Origin of the sequence: Acinetobacter thutiue (assembly GCF_030385805.1) — a bacterium.
GTDB classification, from domain to species: Bacteria; Pseudomonadota; Gammaproteobacteria; order Pseudomonadales; family Moraxellaceae; genus Acinetobacter; species Acinetobacter corruptisaponis.
This window is the reverse complement of sequence record NZ_JAUDZE010000002.1, coordinates 251,370-269,196: the sequence shown is the minus strand read 5'-3', so window position 1 is coordinate 269,196 and position 17,827 is coordinate 251,370. Positions and strand designations below refer to the sequence as shown.

The following is a 17,827-nucleotide window of genomic DNA, read 5'->3' as shown; positions in this document are numbered from 1 at the left end:
TTTGAAGAACTTATTTAGGTAATAAAAAAATCCCATATCTACAAAGATATAGGATGTATTGGCGTTCATTTTTTTGTAGCTAAAAAACTTAAGGACACTTATGTTTATACAAGTTTTTTATCCTGATAGTGCTTAAGAAAGCTGTCAATTTTGGGTTGAATTTCGCCATATCGTTTTTTGATTGCCAGTTCCATCAGCTCAATCTGAACCTCTTCCTGGGCAATCATATAGTTGAGAAATTCATTATCCCCACTAGGTCCCAAGCTACGTACTTTCTTTAAATCCTGCATATACACCTGAGTTTTTGAATAAACGAGCTTGAGTAACGCATCCAGCAATATGCCAGGCGTTGCACCAATCATTGAGGCTTTCGCTTTGGTAAAAGAAGATGGAGTGGTATCCAGACCTAATTTTTTTGCATAGGCTGCATAGCGTGGCGTATTAAACTTTTCTAATTTTTCGTAGGAACTCCAAAAAATATGCTCAGGCTCCCCCTCGACACGAATGGCAATTCGCTCAATGGTTCGAAGTGCAAAAGCCCGATTTTGTAGTTCATATTTCATTCCGCTTATAAAATCTTCAGACAACATACTTTTTACTCCTTGATCCAGCGAATCACCGATCATAACTTCTGAAAAACTGAACAGTTTTAGCTCATTACCGACCCAAACAATGATTAATTCATACACAAAAAATAGGATATTTATTAATCAAATTTTATGGCTATTGATTTTAATGAACGAGTTCAATAAAATCAATTTAAATTTAATGAACACGTTTAAAAAATTATGGAAGTGAAAATGAAGCTAAAAAATGACAACTGGGACGTAATTGTGATCGGTGCAGGTTTGGCAGGGCTGAAAGCTGCACTGGAACTAAAAAAGGCAGGTAAAAGTGTGCTGGTGATTGAGGCACGCGACCGTGTTGGAGGAAGAGCCAAATTGGGAGAAATCTGTGGACAGCCCATCGATCATGGTGGTCAATGGCTGGGGGCACAGCAATCACGTTTTAGGGAACAAGCCCAGACACTGAATGTTGAAATTTACCCGCAATATATCAAGGGCAAAAGTCTGCTTAGTTTGAATAATAAAGTCAGTCATTTTCAATCCATTCCCAAGCTTCCTTTATCTTCCTTATGGACTTTGGTCCGTGTTTATTATCGCTGGCAAGGTGATATGAAATTAATGTCTGATCACAAGTCTTGGTCAGCCGAAAAAGTTCAGCAATGGGACCGACTCTCACTTGATGAATGGATCAAAGAAAATGTTAAAAATCAAATAGCCAATGATTTTACTCACTTATTAGTGAATGCCATTCTTTGTACAAATGCTTCAAAAACGTCCTATTTGTTTTTTCTGGAATGTCTACGACAAGGACAGGGCATAAAAGTCATGGCTGATGTGAAAGGCGGTGCTCAACAAGATAAATTTGTTGGAGGCGCATGGCAGATTACTCAAAAAATGGCTGACTTACTTGAGGGAAATATTGTTTTGAACAGGCCTGTTCTTTCAGTACAGCAGGATAAAAATGGTGTACAGGTGAATTGTGCTGAAAGTCGTTTTAAAGCAAAAAAACTGATTATTACAGCACCACCAGAATATATTGAGAAAATTAAGTTTACACCTGAATTAACAGAAGAAAAATCTAAGCTATTGCAAGGCATGGAAATGGGCAATGTGATTAAAGTACACATTGCTTATCCAACCCCTTTCTGGCGTCATCGTGGTTTAAACGGATCAGTAATGAGTCCTGATCACCATTTAGGTATTGTTTTCGATCAATCACCCCATGATGAGAAGATTGGAATTCTAGTCGGGCTTATTGAAGCTCATCACGCAATTGCGATGGGATCACTCTCAACAGAACAACGTAAAAAAATTGTGCTCTCCGATCTTGTGCATTACTTCGGTTCTGATGCTGCCGAACCACTTGATTATGTTGACTGCAACTGGGATCAGGAGCAGTGGTCTTCGGGTGGCTATGCGGCACATACCAAGCCAGGCATATTGTCAAAATATGGAAATGCCTTGCGGGAACCTTTTGGACATATCCATTGGGCTGGAACAGAAACAGCCACCGAATTTATGGGCTATTACGAAGGTGCCCTTGAATCTGCCATACGGGCAGTAAAAGAAGTCATTGAAACCGTTTAACTCCCTCCATGTTGACATTGAGAGAGTTGAATAAGCTTTTTAATTTATTCCTTTTGGGATGTCATTCCCCTGCTCACCCAGTTATTTAAAGGATTTATCATGAAATTAACCCATTTAAGTGATATCCAGCATTCAGCCACTGCACACATGCAGAATATTTTTGCACAGCAAAAAATTGCTTTTGATGCTGAACCTTATCCAGAACTTGCTTATAGACGAAATAAACTGGTTCAACTGAGAAAACAAATTATTCGTTATCAGGATGTTATTGCAACAGCGATTAGTCAGGATTTTGGCTCAAGATCAATTGAGGAATCAAAATTGCTCGATTTACTGGGTTCTGTTCTGGAGGCTGAGCATGCAATCAAGCATGTGCATCGCTGGATGCGACCAAGCAAACGCCATACCGAACTGTTATTTTTATCCAATAACTTAAGGGTTCAGTATCAGCCCAAAGGTGTTGTCGGGGTGATTGTACCGTGGAATTTTCCAGTGTATCTGGCTTTAGGACCTTTGGTTGCCGCAATCGCTGCGGGTAATCGTGTCATGATTAAACTGTCAGAATTTACCCCAGCAACCAATGCTGTACTTCGCCGTATGCTGCAAGAAATCTTTGAGCAGGAAGAGGTTGCTGTTTTTGGTGAGGAAATTGTCAATCCAGCGGAGTTTACCAATCTCCCATTTAATCATATCGTATTCACTGGTTCTCCTGCGATTGGGCGTGTGGTGATGCGCTCTGCCTCAGAAAACCTGACCCCAGTCACGCTTGAACTCGGTGGTAAATCTCCTGCCCTCGTCACCAGAAACTACCCAATTGCTGATGCAGCAAAACGAATCCTGCATGGTAAGGCAACCAATTGCGGTCAGATTTGTGTGGCACCCGACTACGCACTGGTTCCACAGGAAAGTGTTGATCAGTTTGTTGCAGAATGTCAGCATAATTTCACTGAAATGTTTGGTCGCAATGTGACGAAGAACCTTGATTATACTTCTGTCATTAATGAACGGCATCTTCAAAGAATTCAGGACATCCTGACCGACGCAAAAGAAAAGGGAGCACAAATTATTGCTTGTGGTGAATACGATTTTGAAAAAGATGCCCGTCGCATGCCCATTCATATCGTACTGAACTGCACCCAGCAAATGCGTATTCTGAAAGAGGAGCTATTTGGACCTGTTCTGCCTATCATTGCATACAATAGTCTGGATGATGCGATTGCCTACATCAAAACGGATGAGCGCCCATTGGCACTGTATTGCTTTTCACATAATAATGCAGAGCTTGACCATATCCTAAAACAAACACATTCTGGTGGCGTAACCATCAATGATTGGGGTTGGCATGTGGTCAACCATGATGCTCCTTTTGGCGGAATCGGTAACTCTGGTATGGGCACTTATCATGGTGAGGAAGGATTCCGTGAGCTATCCCATGCCAAAACAGTGTTTTCACGTCATCGGTTGTTTCCAACCCAATTATTTTACGCACCATATGGAACTTGGGTTCAAAAACTAACCTTGGGTTTCTTTTTAAAGAAAGGCGATCCGACCCTAAAATAAGATTTATTCACTGTTTTTAAATGCCCCTTGTGTAAACGGGGCATTTATATTTTAAGCAATAGGTTATGAAAATAACCCAACAAAAAACCGACTTTTAACCCAAAGTCGGTTTGTTTGAAATGACACTCATATTGCCTGCTTATTGATCACCTCTTTTGCAGCACGAATGCCCGACTGTAATGCACCATCCAGATAACCAGTCCATTCAGTTGCCGTTTCTGTACCCGCCCAATGGATTCGATCAAAGGGTTCCCGAATACAATCACCATAGGTTGTCATTGCGCCTGGCGGCATGTGGGCAACATAGCCACCTTGTGACCACTCTTCGGTTAACCAGTCCTGTTCAACATACTCCAAAGGATGGGCAGCCTGATGACCAAAATAATAGACATAATCTGCAATCACACGCTTACGCCGTGTATCAGCATCTAAAGCACTGAGTTCAACAGCATAGTCTCCCTCGATCAAACCCAGTAAAACACCATGACTTTCATTTTGGGGAGATTGGTCGAAAACAACGCTGACTGCCCGATCTGTTGCAACCACAGCACCATTTAACTTTTGATGTCTCCAGAAAGGCTTGTTGTAGGCCAAGTGAACCTTGATGACCGCCCCCATAATCATGCTCTGTAATAATTTGGCACGTTTTACAGGTAGCTGTGGTGTGTAATGAATCTTGGATGCCAGAACAGGTGGTGTTGCAATAATGATATTTTTTGCTTTATAGCTTTGGGCTTTACACGTCACGATAACATGATCCACATGCTGCTCAACTGCCATGACTGGCGAATTTAAAATAATATTTTCACCCAAGTAATCTGAAATAAGTTTAGAAATTTGCCAAGCCCCCCACCAACAAATTTATCTTGCTGTGCCCCCTTTTCAGTTGAAATTAAAACCTCTAATCCATGCCCTTGTTTGAAATATTCCAGAAAATATAAATAGGAAAGCTGAGATGAATTGCAGCAGAATAATGCCCCAACAATTGTCCTTATAAAGTCCCGCGCCGCTTCGGTACGTACATTTTTTAAAATCCAGCTTTCTACAGTTTCAGCATCCCACTGCTTCGCATTGCTTGCCAGCCAGGGTTTACCATGGGGCAAAGACTGAATTTCCTTATTCCAGCGCCGATCAATCAATGCAATCTCAATTAAAGCAGCTATAGGAAGTTTAGGCATATCCGACTTATAAGATTTAACCAAGCCCTCACGACTAAATAGGCTCGCACCTTTTGCAAATTGAGGATAGGTTTGCACGCCCAGCTCCTTTGCTTGAGCCAACAACAATTTTTGCTGAGGTCCAACCCACTGACCTCCCAGATCAATCGTTTCTCCATTAATCTCGCCCGCTTTTGAACGACCACCTACCCTGTCACGAGCCTCAAGTACAAGTACTCGCTTCCCAACCTTTTTTAGTTCCATTGCAGCTTTCAGCCCTGCCAAACCTGCACCGACCACAATTACATCCCATATTTCATTATTTGTTGCAGTTTTCATCATCATCTTCCATTTTTAAAATTCTACCTTTATTTAATGAACGCGTTCATTAAAATTAAATTTGATTTTAAAAAACATGTTTACTAAAATCAATACCTATGGAAAATAAACAAACAAAAACGTCTCGTCGTGGGCGTCCTCCCCGTAGTCAGGAGGAAATAATAGCAAGCCGAAATATCATTATTCAGGCTGCCAGAGACTTATTTGCAGCGCATGGCTACGAAGGCGTATCCATGCGTAAAATCGCAGCAAAAGCGGAATGCTTACCTGCTTCGCTATACAACCTGTTTCCAAGCAAGAGACATCTGCTCCACCATATTTGGGAAAATATTTTTCTTGATCTCATGAGGGAGTTAGAGGAATGCTATAAGAATACGCCTGCGTCTGAACGACTAGAAAATCTATGCCTCACACAAGTTGATTTTTGGTTAAACCGACCTGATGACTGTCGAGCGATTTTCTTGATAGAAGACCACCCTCAGAATCCTGAGGAGCACTATTTTGTGGATGATTCACAAGCTGTTCCACAATTAGAGATTTACACACGTGCAATCACCGAAGCACAACAACGTGGTGAAGTAAAAGCGGGCGATCCTAATGAAATCAAGAATGTTCTACTCTGTAGTATCTTAGGTATTGCCCTAAGCTTAATTGGTATTCCTGAGTATCCCTGGGGAAATCCAAATACATTGAAAGAAATGACAATACGAGCACTGATTATTGGATTGAAATAAAAAATTGTTATTGAAAACAGTCATGCCAGAGTTAAGCTGTACTTAACTTTGGGTATTGATTGAGATTCTTCCTCTTTCTCTATATATAAGATTATAACAGTGAATTTCAGGCATAAAAAAACCACATCGGGGATATGATGTGGCGAAAGGGTGAATTACGTTATAAAAAGTACCTATCCTGAATAAATACCTTTAAATTTCTATACTAACTTTTTGCAATGTTATTGAGCAGTTCAGGCTCCAGCATAAAGAAGTCCCGTCCAAAGTTTTCCAAAGGAATGTCTGAAACATTGATGTGGTATTCAATGTCACCATTTAAAAAACTCTGCGACTTTTGTATGGAACGCTCCCAACCAAATCCCTTTCCACATTGCCTCAATAAATATTGATAGACTTTTGCATCATTAACCCTTAACAAGAACGCGTTATCCGATAACTGCTGTATCGAGACGTTTTGTGAATATTGCACATCAATCATGATCCACTCCTTAGAATAAATGACCAAGTGAATAACAGTTATCATTATGCATAATTGGTTTTATTTCAACCATAAACTCATATTTTTCTATAACTATTAACGGGTTAATGAGGATTTCTGACATAAAAAAACCACATCGGGGATGATGTGGCGAAAAATGTCACTGTATGGATACAGTGTTGTCAGATGCTTAGGCTAATTGTTTCTGCTTAAATCAAACTGAATTATTGAAAAAATTCCAATCCACAAATTATTGAGTCTTTCATCTTTATCCAGCTATAACACTTGCTTATATTTCAATCATTAACCCCCTTATTTATAGATTTAGATGTCAATTTTCAATATTTATGCTATGATGCCCGTTCATATATGGGGGTGTTATTGGCTTCGACGCTGGTGATGAAGCTCATAGATGCATGCCGAGAGCGCATTTTCTCTCGTAAATAAAATTTGCATTTTAATAGTCGCAAACGACGAAACTTACGCTCTAGCTGCCTAAGGGCAGCTTGTCCGCTTCACTGAATACTTGTGGTCAGTGAACCCGACCGAAGCGCACGCACACAAGTCCGTATAAAGTCAAGCCTCGGGGCTTTATACCAAACTTAGAGGATCGCGCCTTGTACCCTGTTCGTCGGGTCGCTTGGTGTTAAAATAATAGACGATATCTAAGCATGTAGTATTCTCGAGTGTAGTGCTGGCGGACGCGGGTTCAACTCCCGCCACCTCCACCAAATACCTAAATTTATATGCTGTCACATGATGGTATATAAAAGAAAAAGGCTTAAGCTATAATGGTTTAAGCCTTTTTTTTGCCTAAACATAACTAGCCATAGGGATACATGCCGTGTATCCTAGCGTGTATCCCCTCATATTTATTGAACTCGCAGGGATACAAGAAAATGAAACGAACAGACATAAAACGCAGACCACTAGCAGACACCGTACTTGCAACCCTTGAGCCTGAATTAAAAGAATATCGGGAGCTAGACGGCAACGGCTTATATTTTCGTATCAAACCTGATGGCAATAAATCTTGGCAATTACGATATAAAAAAGCTGATGGTAAATGGTCATGGTTAGGCATTGGAGGCTATCCTGAAATATCAGGACAGTTAGCACGTAAAAAAGCGAAAGAACTTTTAAGCGACATTTCAAAAGGTGATAACCCCATCATCACCAAACAAGAACGTAAGCGCAAAGAAATAGAACAGCACAGTGCAACCTTTGAAGTTTTAGCTCGTGAATGGTTAGACACAAAAAAGGAATCATGGGTACAGGACACCATGAACCGAAATAAAGGCGCATTGGAAAAACACATATTCCCTATTTTTGGCACACGCCTATATGCCACCATCAAGCCTATTGAATGGATGAACTTGTTAAAAAGCATTCAGCAAGAAAAAGGCATTATTGAACAGGTGAACCGTATGCGCTCGATGTGTCGTGACATTTACGACTTTGCAAAGGTCACTGGACGTATGGACTACAATCCACTTGAGGGCATTCAAAAATATCTACAACAAGGCAAAAAGCAAAACATGCTGCATGTGAGTGAGCCTGAACTCCCTCCGCTACTCCGAGCTATCAATAATTATCCGACTATGGATGTACGTATAGGCTTGCAGCTTTTAGCTATGTTGTTTTGCCGACCAACTGAACTAAGACAAGCCAAGTGGCAAGAATTTGATTTAGAGCAAGGCTTATGGAATATCCCTGCTGAACGTATGAAAAAACGCCCTGAGCATCTTGTACCGTTGCCAACTCAAGCCACCACCCTATTAAAAGAATTGCAAAGCTATGAAACCAATTCTAAATACTTATTTCCAAGCAGATCGGACAAAAGCAAACCTAAATCAGACACGGTTTTTATTATGGCTTTGCGCCGTATGGGTTATGAGGGCAGACAAACCCCACACGGATTTAGGCATATTGCGAGTACCTTGTTAAACAATCGTGGCTTTGATGAACGCCATATTGAAGCAGCACTGGCACACGTTAAAGACGGCGTGGCAGGCGTATATAACAAGGCTCAATATTTAGATGACAGAGCAAGCATGATGCAATGGTACGCCAATCATTTAGAAGAAATTGCAGACCAAAGCATTATTCAATTTAAGAAAGCACAGTGACGCAATTTGTCGCTGTAATTGCCAATAGATACACAAATATAGCTTAATATCGTTTATATTCAGATTGCTAAGTCTAGGTTAGCTCCCGAAAGTCGGACACCCAATCCGATTGACTTAGCAGCTTTTTGGGGATGCTTGGGAGGCATGAATTGAAACGTATTAGCGATAAGGGGAAAATACCCGAGTTTTTCAATAATAAAAGATATGACGAATATTATAAAAATTGTGGTGTGGTGGAACTAGCTCACGAAATCCAAGAACGACAAAATATCTCACGGAAAATCAACGGCATATTTGAGGATGATTACATTACTCCTATTACAGACGATGACATTAAGAATAAAAAAATCGTCAGTAGAAAACGCTTTAGGATTGTTAATGGTGAGCGCATTGAATACACCCCACCCCCGAGGACTATTGAGCAAATCATTGAAGATGACAAAAAGTTTTATTTGAGATGGATTGAGGGTTTTGCAGAGCAGACTTATGCTGAGCATCCAAAACTAGGGAAAATACTCAACAGCAAAAAACCTATGGAGATATTTCCGCGATTTTTATTTGATTGTAGACCATATATACAGCCACTAAAGGAAGCCACAGACGATATAGAAATTCGTGTTAAATATGCATTGAGGGGGAATGTGGATGCTTATGATGAATACCCAGCTATTAGTATTAATTTAGATTTTTCCGATGATGCAATTATTGCGGGCGTAAAAAAGCATTTAATACAATTGAGAAAGCAGCTAAAGCACAAGCCAAAACTTCTACCACCTAAAGAATATCTAAGAAAATTTAAAAATTTTAGAGCCTTGCAAGTGATTGATATTTTGCTTTGGCAGAAGCTAACAGATCATCATATTGAATATGAAACTTTGGCAGAGTTTTTATTTCCTCAAGGACAATTTACTGGAAAGCAACTAAGAGAAACTATTATTCCATTTACAAAAAAACTTTTAGATTCAAAAAGTAATGAATCTGCATACATGTTTTATCTAGCAGATAAAAAGTAGTGAAAAGTAATCTAAATTCGTTTTCACAACTCTAATAATTATTAAAAAACATACTGCACCTACACAATATTTTGTCATGTAGGTGCATAAATGACTATCAAACCAATCCGTATTCAATTTAAAACAGCTTGTGAACTACTGGACATAAAACAAGAAGCGTATGAAGAATTAAATCTTTTGCACTTGCAAGCAAAAATTCAGGAAGCAATTGGGTCATTTCACGGTAGGGGTTTAAATCAGCATAAATCCACAATGAAATATTTAAATCAAAAAATATCGAAATGTGAGGAAGATTTACAGCTAAAACTTTGGGAAAATATAGGGGAGTAAAACTGTGATGCGTATAAAAAACCCAAAGACCAAATAAACCTCATGTCAGATTTAAATAAAAAAACTCGGATTAATAAGTCCGAGTTTTTTGAAAATAAACATCTATTTAAGTTAATGCGGTGCTGGCCCACCTGTAATCTGCTTCGGTTTGGGACTCATCCAGATCAGGGCACTGGCAAAGATAAATACAATCGCCAGAATCATAAACACATGGTTGGCTGAAATGGTAATTGCCTCTTTATCAACGAGATTCGCAATCACACCTAAGGTCGCATCAGGAGAGAAACCATTTTGCAACAAGGTATTCTGTACTTCTTGCGGATGTAAGGTATTCACCATTTCACTACGTGCCACTTTGGCATGGTCATCCCAAATCGTCACTGCAATGGATGCACCAATCGCCCCTGCCATGGTTCTTAGGAAGTTCATCAGACCTGCGGCAGAAGCCATTTCCTGTGGCAGCACCGAACCCATTGCAATATTCGACAGTGGAATAAAGAAGAATGGCACTGCAAAGCCCTGCAAAATCTGCGGCCAAGCCAATGCCATAAAGTCGGCATCGGTCACCCAGAATGCACGCATGACCGTGACAATACCCAACAAGGCCAAACCAAAACTCGCCAATGCCCGTGGATCATATTTGGTTGCCAGTTTTGCCACAATCGGTGACATGGTCAAACTACCAAAGCCCATCGTGGCAGTCAGATAGCCTGCCCATGTTGCGGTATAACCAAGATTGATCTGTAGCCACTGTGGAATAAGCACAATACTGCCAAAGAACGAACCAAAGCCAAACGCCAGTGCCAGCACGGAAACTGCAAAGCCCCGATGGCGGAACACATACAGGTTGACCACGGGATGTTTATCGGTCAGCTCCCAAATCATAAAGACAATGAAGCCAACGACTGCCACCAAGGCAAGCATGATAATACTGCTGCTATTAAACCAGTCGCGCTCATGCCCGAGATCAAGCATCAACTGCAAGGCACCAATCCATAGCACCAATAGACCTAAACCAATCGCATCAATCCGCAATTTTTCAGTTTTGGTTTCAGCCACAGACAATAGGCGAATTGCAGCCAGCGCACAGAAAATCCCAACAGGAATATTGATAAAGAAAATCCAGTGCCAGGATAAATTATCACTAATCAGGCCACCGAGAATCGGCCCCAGGATTGGCCCAACCACGGTGGTCATGGCCCACATGCCCATCGCCTGTGAATGCTTTTCAGGCGGGAAAATGCGCATGAGCAAGGTTTGGCTGAGTGGCATCAACGGGCCACCGCAAAGCCCCTGACCGATACGGAAAAATACCAGCATTTCCAAGGAGGTCGCCAAACCACAGAGGAATGAAAAGATGGTGAAACCAATCAGCCCGAAGACAAAGACCCGAACCGTTCCAAAGCGTCCTGCTAGCCAGCCTGTTAAAGGCACACAGATGGCTTCAGCAACGGCATAGGAGGTGATGACCCATGTGCCCTGCGAGCTGGAAACGGCCAAATTGCCTGTAATATGTGGAACGGAAACGTTGGCAATGGTGGTATCCAGTACCACCATAAAATTTGAAAGGGCGATGACAAAAGCGGCAAGCAGTAATCGCCCGCCACTGAGTTCTGCAAAAGGTGTTTGCGTTTTCATGGCTGCTTACTTCGATGCCAGATCAATATCCGCCTGCATAGACAAGCCCACTCGCAATGGATGTTCTGCAAGTTCTTTAGGATCAAGGCTAATGCGTACAGGCAAACGCTGTACCACCTTAATCCAGTTACCTGTGGCATTTTGGGCAGGAATTAAGGCAAATGCCGCACCTGTTCCACCTGAGAAGCCCTGTACCACACCGTGATAGACCACATCATCCCCATAAAGATCAGAGGTCAATGTGACTTTCTGCCCTGCCTTGACTTTGGCAAGCTGGCTTTCTTTATAGTTGGCATCCACATACAGTGCTGATACAGGCACCACTGACATCATCACTGTGCCTGGTGCGACACGTTGCCCGATCTGAATATTCTTGCGGGTGATGACACCATCAACTGGCGCACGAATCACGGTACGTTCCAGATCAAGCTGTGCCTGTTCAACATGCGCTTTCGCAACCAATACATCAGGCGTGGATGCCTCGTTGAAGCCTTGAATCAATGCCTCATTTGCGGCCAATGTGCTTTCCGCAGCTTTACGGCTTGAGGTTGCCTGTGCCAAACCTGCCTGTGCCAACTCAAGGCTTGCTTTCGCGGTTGATACCGTACTTTGTGCCTTGCTCAGTTCTTCCTTGGAAATCGCACCTGATGCAGCCAACTCATTACGGCGTTTAAGTTCCAATGAGGCACGGTCATAATCGGCCTGGGCTTTGGTCACTTGCGCCTGTGCGCTGGTGATTTCATCATTACGCACCACAACCTGAGAGTTCAAGGAACTGCTGTTGGCCTGACTTTGTTTGTATTGACGCTGTGCCTTTGCCAATTCAGCCTGTGCCTGTGCCAGTTGAATCTTGGCATCACGCTCATCAATGCGGACCAGCACATCACCCTGCTTAACTTGCTGAGTATCCTTGACCAAAACCTCAGACACCTGTCCACTGACCATTGAGGTAATCTGCGCGGTTTCCGCACCGACATAGGCATTGTCAGTATTGACTGAATGGTTGAAGAACATCGCCCAAATACCATACAGAATGGCTGCAAGAATGAGAATGAGTGCGAAAAATCCTAAAAACTTTTTACGTTTTGCTTTCATTGCATCATCTGCTGCCAAGTTTGAAGCAGCATCCTGTTGATTTGCTTGGGCGTCAGTCATAAGTTATTCCTGAAAATTAAAGAGACTTTTAACTTTTGGTTTAATCAGCCGATCAGTTTAATTTTGAAAACTGAACCGAATGTTAAAACAAAAGATCAAAATACAAACAAAAATCCAGAAAACATTCTAACGACAAAAAATCACATATCGAGAATAAAAAAAATAACTGATGCGTTCAATTCTCATATTTTGATAATTATTTTTATATAAACCTTATTTTCACCTATAAAAAAAGCGTCCAATGACGCTTTAAATGTTTGCTCAATGCCCTAGTACGCATAAGACGCAATTGCGGTTGCGATTGGCTTGTCTTCATCATTGACCATCGTCATGCGCATGGTGCAGCCCTTACGCCCCAGACGTAATGTTTCAGCACGCGCAATAAAGAATTGGCCACGCCCTGGTGCCAGATAATCCACACGCATATCGACTGTTGCCAAACGGGAAACTTTTTTAATGGTATCAGGCAAATTCTCAGGGGTTGAATGACGATAAAGCTGTTCCATCGCAACAATACCACCAATACTATCCAATATGGTTGCGGCCACACCGCCATGCAGGATTTGAAAGGCTAGGTTCCCCACCAGCTCAGGCTTCATTTCCACATAGGCTTCAATCTGGTCATCGACCACACGCATCACCATGCCACTGTATTTAAAAAATGGACAGGCATTAAAAGATTTACAAAGTTGCTTTAACACCACAGCATGATCTACTTCCACACCTAACTGAATATTACCCGTCCAGTTTTTCTTTACATCATTCATACGCTGCCAACATCCAAAGGAACGATAAACATCCCATTATTTTGTACAAATCTAAAATTATGGGGCTACAATAGCGAGGTTCTTTCATTGGTTCAGGCTGCCAAGCTCTCCCCAGCATGCCTTAAATGAGCCAATTATTCCTATAGTGTAATACTGAACATCGAGATTGTTATGACTTATACGTTCAATCGTCCAGCTTTCCCTGCGACTCGCATGCGCCGTATCCGTAAAAATGACCAGCTCCGTGCCATGGTCAGCGAAACACAACTCACTGCTAATCACTTGATTTATCCAGTATTTGTACTACCAGGACAACAACAAAGCCAGGACATTCCAAGCATGCCAAATGTGCAGCGTTTGTCTGCCGATTTATTGCTCAAAAAGGCGGAAAGCCTGCTGAAACTTGGTGTATCCAAACTTGCCCTATTCCCCGTAACACCACAACAAGATAAAAGTTTAACGGCGGAAGCGGCTTGGCATGAAGATGGTCTGGTTCAAAACACTTGCCGCCTGCTTAAAAAAGAATTGCCTGAAATGGTGCTGATCACCGATGGCGCACTTGATCCATACACCACACATGGTCAGGACGGCATTATTGATGATACAGGCTATGTACTGAATGATGAAACGGTGGAATGCCTGATCAAACAGGCACTCAGCCATGCCGCAGCAGGCGCGGATGTGGTCGCGCCAAGTGACATGATGGATGGCCGTATTGGTGCGATTCGTCAAGCACTTGAGCAAAATGGTTTTATCTATACCAATATCATGGCCTATTCAGCCAAATATGCATCCAGCTTTTATGGCCCATTCCGTGATGCGGTAGGTTCAGCCAGCAACCTAAAAGGTGGCAATAAATACAACTATCAAATGGATATTGGCAACCGCGCAGAAGCCCTGCATGAAATCGCCCTTGATATTCAGGAGGGTGCGGACATGGTGATTGTAAAGCCAGGTATGCCGTATCTGGATATTGTACGTGAAGTCAAAGATACCTTTGGTGTTCCAACCTTTATCTATCAGGTCAGTGGTGAATATGCGATGCTTGCGGGCGCAATTCAAAATGGCTGGTTATCGGACAGTGTGATTCTGGAGTCCTTAATGTGCTGCCGTCGTGCAGGTGCCGATGGGATCTGGACGTATTTTGCTGAAGAAGCAGCCCGTAAACTGAAAGAGATGAAATAATATTCATTGCTTCTAAAATGAGAACCTACCCAGCAGCGTCTTGCCGAGTCCTCATCTTATTTTAGGATAAGCCTGCGGCTCGCCCTACTTTTCTTTCGGGAAAAGTAGGCAAAACCATTGTCATCCGCAAAACTCGTTAACTACTGTTAGCTAGTTTGCTGAATCGCAGAAACAACACTTTATTAATAAAGTCCTGCCTCGAACAATTGCGGATGACGTTTCCAAGTATCAAATTTCAGGATTAATTTTCTTGAGCTTGAGTTGAACGTATGCATATTGCCATCATCGGTGCGGGTATTATTGGATTAATGACTGCACTGGAGCTTGCTGAACAAGGCTGCTCAGTGGATATTTTTGATCAGCAACAAGCAGGTCAGGCTGCTTCATGGGCGGGTGGCGGTATCCTCTCCCCCATGTATCCGTGGCGATATGCACCTGAAGTCAATCAACTCGCCCAGTATGGCAAATCCTTGTATCAAATGTGGAATGAAAAACTGCTGCCGATTACAGGCATTGATTTTCAAATCCACGATACTGGAATGTTAATTTTTGACCAAGAAGATTTCAACCCTGGACTAAACTACGCAACCCAATTCAATGAGCCAATGCAGCAATGCGACCTGTTCAATCGCAAACAACTTGAACAGGTTAATCCACATATTTCAACACAATTCCAGCAAGCCATTTATTTTCCCCAGCTTTCCAATGTCCGTAATCCACGTTTATTGCAATCGCTGATTAGCTATTTAAAACAGCATCCCTCCGTGCGTTTTTTTGAAGATTGTCCCGTTAAAAAACTGATCATTCAAAATAAAAAAGTACAAGGCATTCAAATAGAAGATGGCAGAAATTTCTTTGCTGATCATGTCGTGATTACATCAGGTGCCTGGAGTCAGCATTGGGCCGAACAGCTACAACGAAAAATCCCTGTACATCCTGTACAAGGTCAAATGCTACTGTTTAAAACGCCTGAAAACTGGCTACCAACCATGTGTATGAATCGGGTGATGTACCTGATTCCACGTCAGGATGGTCATATCGTCTGTGGTTCCAGCATGGCGGATTGTGGTTTTAGCACCGCAGTGGATGAGCAAACGCAGCAGGATATTTTAACGGCGTGTCTGGAAATGGTGCCTGAGCTGGAACAGTTCCCGATTGTGCAACGCTGGGCTGGGTTACGTCCAAGTTCGCCACACGGTATTCCGTATATTGGCCCAATGCCTGAAATTGAAAACCTGTGGGCTAATTTTGGACATTTCCGTAATGGGCTGTGTATGGGTGCGGGTTCGGCACGTTTACTGCGCCAGTTAATGCTAGGACAAGAAACCCTTGTTTCGCCAATCGCCTATTCACCAGAACGCCTAAAAAAACAGGATTTAATCTCTTCCTAAAATTTCGCTCAAGGCCGATTTCAGGTCGGGATACTGAAACTGGAAACCTTGGTCCAGCAATGCCTTAGGTGATACAAATTGACCATTTAGAATCAATTGGGATTGCTCACCCAAAGCCAGTTCAAAGACACATTTCGGCATTCGAATAAAAGGCTTACGTTTTAAAACCTGCCCTGCGACCTGAACAAATTTTTGCTGATTGGATTGCTCAGGCGCAACCAGATTATAAACCTTTTGCTTACTATTCGATTGCAGCAGAAAAACCATTGCATTGAGTACATCCTGAATATGAATCCAGACAATTGGCTGCCGTCCTGAACCGATCTTGCCTACTGCATTTAAGCGAATGGGTAACAGCATTTGCGGTAAAATCCCTCCATTTCCAAACACAACGCCCAACCGAATAATTTTGGTATTTTGCTGACTAAAGTTCAGTGCGGCTTGTTCCCATGCCTGACAAAGTTCAGACATAAAAATTGTTTGCGGTGGTGTGTTTTCATCACAAATGGCAGTCCATTGTTCTTGAGGATCAATGCCATAATAGCCAATCGCTGAACCTGAAAGAATGCATTGTGGGAAAATCTGCTTTTGCTCCAGCCATTGATACAGACTTTGAGTTACAGAGACACGACTTTCAATGAGCTGTTGCTTACGCTGTTCTGTCCAGCGCTTTTCCCCAATATTTTCTCCAGCTAGATTGATCACATAATCAATCTGTTGGGAACTCATCTGTTCAAAGTCATTTACCCAAGTTAAATCTGGATGATCAGAAACTTTATTCTTTTGCCGAGTGAGCGCAATGACCTTGTATTGCCTTTCCAATAAAAATGGCAATAGATGGGAACCGATAAAACCACTGGCGCCCGTGACCAGGACAGTCAATTTTTGCATCACACAACCTTTATAAAATGATATGCATCCTAGTCTTGGCAAAATTGGCATGAATTACAAGTGAAGTTTTTTATCCTAATCAAACATCTTGTTTACCATTCTTTGCGCCTGTGGACCATAGAACCAGTAGGTCATTAGAAATAGTGGAATAGCAAGCATCGCCCACATGCCTAACACCGCGATGAGAAATTGCGGTTGTTTTAGATAGAGCAGAAAATTCTGCCAAATTTCAGGGTCTTTATGGGCAAAGATAAATAAACCGAGTAATAAACCACAAATGTTATATCCCCAAAAAATCAGGGTAAATCCTAAAGTCAGGCGTTTCTTTTCCTGCACAGTTGGGGCGCGGCGCTGTTGCTTTAAAAACCTGAATAAGACAAAAATAATCGCGATTAAATAAGGAACAGCGGTAAGCACACCACCTATGCTATTGGGTAGAATTGCTGCCAATACGCCAGCAATCAAGGTTGAAACCAGACAAATAATAAAAAACCAAATATAATACAAACGCAATGAAATCATTAACATAAACCTAGCTAGAGCGGTTTCGAGAAATAATTATAATTTTTTTTCACTTTTTTTTCATTTTTATGTCAACCAATCCTCAACTATCACCGTTATATAGGGTACAAGGTCGCAGCAACCGATTGGACATTGCACGGCATCCGCAACGTTTTCGGTGACCTTTCATTATGACTCTCCATCTTTTGCAAAGGTTTTGTTAGCAGCCAAAACCTTGAATAAAGATTTTGACCGACGATTTATCATCACTCGAATCGTCGGTTTTTATTTGCCTGAAATTTACAGTGCCAAACCGTTGCTGGCAGGGCTATTTTCTCGATTTAGACAATAATATCTTTGGAATTTGCGAAATTGATGTGAATGCAAAATGACAATGCTATACTAA

15 protein-coding genes, 1 other RNA gene and 2 pseudogenes are annotated in these 17,827 nt (G+C 41.9%); 10 read left to right on the top strand and 8 right to left on the bottom strand.

What is annotated here, in order from left to right; genetic code table 11:
• Window positions 1–104: 104 nt before the first annotated feature.
• Complete coding sequence (locus QTA56_RS07225) at window positions 105–590, bottom strand: hypothetical protein (protein ID WP_267980264.1); 486 nt, start codon at window positions 588–590, stop codon at window positions 105–107.
• Between the two features lie 210 nt (window positions 591–800).
• Between QTA56_RS07225 and QTA56_RS07220 the strand changes: the two genes are divergently transcribed.
• Together QTA56_RS07220 and QTA56_RS07215 are read left to right on the top strand one after the other, a co-directional pair.
• Window positions 801–2,153, top strand: coding sequence for a flavin monoamine oxidase family protein (locus QTA56_RS07220; RefSeq protein ID WP_267980263.1), 1,353 nt, complete (start codon window positions 801–803; stop codon window positions 2,151–2,153).
• A 99-nt stretch (window positions 2,154–2,252) separates the two neighbouring features.
• The gene (locus QTA56_RS07215; RefSeq protein ID WP_267980262.1) at window positions 2,253–3,713 is read left to right on the top strand and encodes a coniferyl aldehyde dehydrogenase; all 1,461 of its coding nucleotides are present in this window, start codon (window positions 2,253–2,255) and stop codon (window positions 3,711–3,713) included.
• Window positions 3,714–3,839: 126 nt separating this feature from the next.
• On the opposite strand, the pseudogene QTA56_RS18260 reads toward QTA56_RS07215, so the two are convergent.
• A pseudogene (locus tag QTA56_RS18260) lies at window positions 3,840–5,209 on the bottom strand (flavin monoamine oxidase family protein).
• 98 nt (window positions 5,210–5,307) lie between these two features.
• Here QTA56_RS18260 and QTA56_RS07200 point away from each other — a divergent pair.
• Complete coding sequence (locus tag QTA56_RS07200; protein ID WP_267980261.1) at window positions 5,308–5,943, top strand: TetR/AcrR family transcriptional regulator; 636 nt, start codon at window positions 5,308–5,310, stop codon at window positions 5,941–5,943.
• Window positions 5,944–6,148: 205 nt separating this feature from the next.
• On the opposite strand, the gene QTA56_RS07195 is transcribed toward QTA56_RS07200, so the two are convergent.
• On the bottom strand, window positions 6,149–6,421 hold the full coding sequence (locus tag QTA56_RS07195) for a hypothetical protein (RefSeq protein WP_267980260.1): 273 nt from the start codon (window positions 6,419–6,421) through the stop codon (window positions 6,149–6,151).
• 371 nt (window positions 6,422–6,792) lie between these two features.
• Between QTA56_RS07195 and ssrA the strand changes: the two genes are divergently transcribed.
• The 4 genes from ssrA (at window position 6,793) to QTA56_RS07175 (ending at window position 9,893) form a co-directional block, all read left to right on the top strand.
• Window positions 6,793–7,152: a transfer-messenger RNA gene (gene ssrA / locus QTA56_RS07190) on the top strand.
• Between the two features lie 168 nt (window positions 7,153–7,320).
• Window positions 7,321–8,550 carry a tyrosine-type recombinase/integrase gene (locus tag QTA56_RS07185; protein ID WP_267980259.1) on the top strand — a complete coding sequence of 410 codons (1,230 nt, stop codon included), beginning with the start codon at window positions 7,321–7,323 and terminating at the stop codon, window positions 8,548–8,550.
• Window positions 8,551–8,699: 149 nt separating this feature from the next.
• A complete protein-coding gene (locus QTA56_RS07180; protein ID WP_267980258.1) occupies window positions 8,700–9,563 on the top strand; it encodes a DUF6387 family protein in 864 nt (287 codons plus the stop codon).
• 90 nt (window positions 9,564–9,653) lie between these two features.
• Window positions 9,654–9,893 carry a hypothetical protein gene (locus QTA56_RS07175; protein ID WP_267980257.1) on the top strand — a complete coding sequence of 80 codons (240 nt, stop codon included), beginning with the start codon at window positions 9,654–9,656 and terminating at the stop codon, window positions 9,891–9,893.
• Between the two features lie 111 nt (window positions 9,894–10,004).
• Here QTA56_RS07175 and QTA56_RS07170 read toward each other — a convergent pair whose 3' ends face one another.
• The 3 genes from QTA56_RS07170 to QTA56_RS07160 form a co-directional block, all read right to left on the bottom strand.
• Window positions 10,005–11,531 (bottom strand): DHA2 family efflux MFS transporter permease subunit, encoded by a 1,527-nt coding sequence (locus QTA56_RS07170; RefSeq protein ID WP_267980256.1) that lies wholly within the window; start codon window positions 11,529–11,531, stop codon window positions 10,005–10,007.
• Window positions 11,532–11,537: 6 nt separating this feature from the next.
• Window positions 11,538–12,686 carry an HlyD family secretion protein gene (locus QTA56_RS07165; RefSeq protein ID WP_267980255.1) on the bottom strand — a complete coding sequence of 383 codons (1,149 nt, stop codon included), beginning with the start codon at window positions 12,684–12,686 and terminating at the stop codon, window positions 11,538–11,540.
• A 269-nt stretch (window positions 12,687–12,955) separates the two neighbouring features.
• Window positions 12,956–13,453: a thioesterase family protein gene (locus QTA56_RS07160; protein WP_267980254.1), complete on the bottom strand. Its 498-nt coding sequence runs from the start codon at window positions 13,451–13,453 to the stop codon at window positions 12,956–12,958.
• A 171-nt stretch (window positions 13,454–13,624) separates the two neighbouring features.
• On the opposite strand from QTA56_RS07160, the gene hemB reads away from it, so the two are divergent.
• Both hemB and thiO read left to right on the top strand, forming a co-directional pair.
• A complete protein-coding gene (gene hemB, locus QTA56_RS07155) occupies window positions 13,625–14,638 on the top strand; it encodes a porphobilinogen synthase (protein ID WP_267980253.1) in 1,014 nt (337 codons plus the stop codon).
• A gap of 269 nt (window positions 14,639–14,907) precedes the next feature.
• Window positions 14,908–16,029, top strand: coding sequence for a glycine oxidase ThiO (gene thiO, locus QTA56_RS07150; RefSeq protein WP_267980252.1), 1,122 nt, complete (start codon window positions 14,908–14,910; stop codon window positions 16,027–16,029).
• On the opposite strand, the gene QTA56_RS07145 is transcribed toward thiO, so the two are convergent.
• Both QTA56_RS07145 and QTA56_RS07140 read right to left on the bottom strand, forming a co-directional pair.
• Window positions 16,015–16,920 (bottom strand): TIGR01777 family oxidoreductase, encoded by a 906-nt coding sequence (locus QTA56_RS07145; protein WP_267980251.1) that lies wholly within the window; start codon window positions 16,918–16,920, stop codon window positions 16,015–16,017. The two genes, thiO and QTA56_RS07145, sit on opposite strands and share 15 nt — an antisense overlap.
• Before the next feature lie 75 nt (window positions 16,921–16,995).
• Window positions 16,996–17,442, bottom strand: coding sequence for an ABZJ_00895 family protein (locus QTA56_RS07140; RefSeq protein WP_267980250.1), 447 nt, complete (start codon window positions 17,440–17,442; stop codon window positions 16,996–16,998).
• Between the two features lie 275 nt (window positions 17,443–17,717).
• Between QTA56_RS07140 and QTA56_RS07135 the strand changes: the two are divergent.
• Window positions 17,718–17,813, top strand: a pseudogene (locus QTA56_RS07135) (VOC family protein); the annotation flags it as partial.
• Window positions 17,814–17,827 lie beyond the last annotated feature (14 nt).

Bases quoted from the DNA above. Each gene is read 5' to 3' on its own strand.
- QTA56_RS07225 (WP_267980264.1), bottom strand. From the start codon at position 590: ATGTTGTCTGAAGATTTTATAAGCGGAATGAAATATGAACTACAAAAT.
- QTA56_RS07220 (WP_267980263.1), top strand. From the start codon at position 801: ATGAAGCTAAAAAATGACAACTGGGACGTAATTGTGATCGGTGCAGGT.
- QTA56_RS07215 (WP_267980262.1), top strand. From the start codon at position 2,253: ATGAAATTAACCCATTTAAGTGATATCCAGCATTCAGCCACTGCACAC.
- QTA56_RS07200 (WP_267980261.1), top strand. From the start codon at position 5,308: ATGGAAAATAAACAAACAAAAACGTCTCGTCGTGGGCGTCCTCCCCGT.
- QTA56_RS07195 (WP_267980260.1), bottom strand. From the start codon at position 6,421: ATGATTGATGTGCAATATTCACAAAACGTCTCGATACAGCAGTTATCG.
- QTA56_RS07185 (WP_267980259.1), top strand. From the start codon at position 7,321: ATGAAACGAACAGACATAAAACGCAGACCACTAGCAGACACCGTACTT.
- QTA56_RS07175 (WP_267980257.1), top strand. From the start codon at position 9,654: ATGACTATCAAACCAATCCGTATTCAATTTAAAACAGCTTGTGAACTA.
- QTA56_RS07170 (WP_267980256.1), bottom strand. From the start codon at position 11,531: ATGAAAACGCAAACACCTTTTGCAGAACTCAGTGGCGGGCGATTACTG.
- QTA56_RS07165 (WP_267980255.1), bottom strand. From the start codon at position 12,686: ATGACTGACGCCCAAGCAAATCAACAGGATGCTGCTTCAAACTTGGCA.
- QTA56_RS07160 (WP_267980254.1), bottom strand. From the start codon at position 13,453: ATGAATGATGTAAAGAAAAACTGGACGGGTAATATTCAGTTAGGTGTG.
- hemB (WP_267980253.1), top strand. From the start codon at position 13,625: ATGACTTATACGTTCAATCGTCCAGCTTTCCCTGCGACTCGCATGCGC.
- thiO (WP_267980252.1), top strand. From the start codon at position 14,908: ATGCATATTGCCATCATCGGTGCGGGTATTATTGGATTAATGACTGCA.
- QTA56_RS07145 (WP_267980251.1), bottom strand. From the start codon at position 16,920: ATGCAAAAATTGACTGTCCTGGTCACGGGCGCCAGTGGTTTTATCGGT.
- QTA56_RS07140 (WP_267980250.1), bottom strand. From the start codon at position 17,442: ATGATTTCATTGCGTTTGTATTATATTTGGTTTTTTATTATTTGTCTG.